General features: G+C 73.6%; 1 protein-coding gene. It reads left to right on the forward strand.

Features of this window, described 5'->3' with window-relative positions:
- The coding region (locus GUY61_RS38040; protein ID WP_166634851.1) for a type I polyketide synthase at positions 1 to 1,718 on the forward strand (1,718 nt) is incomplete at both ends.

Below are 1,718 nucleotides of genomic sequence, written 5' to 3' on the forward strand. Positions count from 1 at the left end.
GGCGAACGCGTTTTTGGATGCGCTGGCGGTCCACCGGCAGGCCCAGGGGCTGCCGGCCCTGTCCCTCGCCTGGGGACTGTGGGACGGCACGCACGGCATGGGCGGCACCCTCGGCGAGGCCGACCTGGCACGGTGGACCCGGGCGGGCATCAGGCCGCTGAGCCCCGAGCAGGGCCTGGCACTCTTCGACGCGTCGCTCGCCGCCGGGCGTCCGCTGCGCGTCCCCGCCGCCCTCGATCTGCCCGCCCTGCGGTCGGCCGGGACCGAACCCACGGCCCTGCTGCGCGGCCTGGTGCGGAACCGGCCACGGCGCACCGCCGCCGCGGCCACGGCGAGCGGTGGCACCGACTGGGCGGCGCGCATGGCGGCGCTCCCCGAGGAGCAGCGCCGCGAGGCCGTGCTCGACCTGGTGCGTGGCACGGTCGCCGGTGTCCTCGGCCATACCGACCCCAGCCGCCTGGACCCCAAGCGGGCCTTCCAGGAGGTCGGCTTCGACTCGCTCGCCGGGGTGGAACTGCGCAACCGGCTGAACACCGCCACCGGGCTCCGGCTGCCCGCCACCGTCGTCTTCGACCACCCCTCGCCCCAGGCGGTCGCCGAGCACCTGCTGTCCCGGCTGACCGGCGTCCCCGTCGACGCGGCAGCGACCCGGGCGACCCATGCCGCCACCACGGCCGACGACCCGATCGCGATCGTGGGCATGGCGTGCCGTTATCCGGGCGGGGTCGGTTCCCCCGAGGACCTGTGGCGGCTGGTCGCGGACGGAACGGACGCGGTCAGTGCCTTCCCCGGCAACCGCGGCTGGGACCTGGACGCGCTGTACGACCCGGACCCCGAGCACACGGGCACCTCTTACGTGCGGCACGGCGGATTCCTGCACGACGCCGACCGGTTCGACCCCGGGTTCTTCGGGATCCCGCCCCGCGAGGCGGTGGCCATGGACCCGCAGCACCGACTGCTGCTGGAGACCGCCTGGGAGACCTTCGAGAACGCCGCCATCGACCCCACCACCCTGCGCGGCTCCCGTACCGGCGTCTTCACCGGCGCCATGTACGACGACTACGTGTCCCGGCTGGCGGCCAGCCCCGAGGAGTACGAGGGCTTCCTGCTCGCCGGCAACCTGTCCAGTGTCGTGTCGGGCCGGCTGTCGTACACGTACGGCCTCGAAGGCCCGGCCGTCACCGTGGACACGGCGTGCTCGTCCTCCCTGGTCGCGCTCCACCTGGCGGCGAACGCCCTGCGCAACGGCGAGTGCGACCTCGCCCTCGCGGGCGGCGTCACCGTCATGGCCGGACCTCACGTCTTCGTGGAGTTCTCCCGGCAGCGGGGGCTGGCGCCGGACGGGCGTATCAAGTCCTTCGCGGCGGCCGCGGACGGCACCTCCTGGTCCGAGGGCGTCGGTCTGCTGCTGGTGGAGCGGTTGTCGGACGCGCGGCGTAATGGTCACCGGGTGCTGGCGGTGCTGCGGGGCAGTGCGGTGAACCAGGACGGTGCGAGCAATGGTCTGACGGCGCCGAACGGTCCTTCGCAGGAGCGGGTGATCCGGCAGGCGCTGGAGAGCGCGGGCCTGCGCTCCTCCGACGTCGACGTCGTGGAGGCGCATGGGACGGGGACGCGGTTGGGTGATCCGATCGAGGCGCAGGCGTTGCTGGCGACGTACGGCCAGGGGCGTGAGGAGCCGTTGTTCCTCGGGTCGTTGAAGTCGAACATCGGTCATG

Origin of the sequence: Streptomyces sp. GC420 (assembly GCF_009916105.1) — a bacterium.
In the GTDB taxonomy this organism is placed as follows: Bacteria; Actinomycetota; Actinomycetes; order Streptomycetales; family Streptomycetaceae; genus Streptomyces.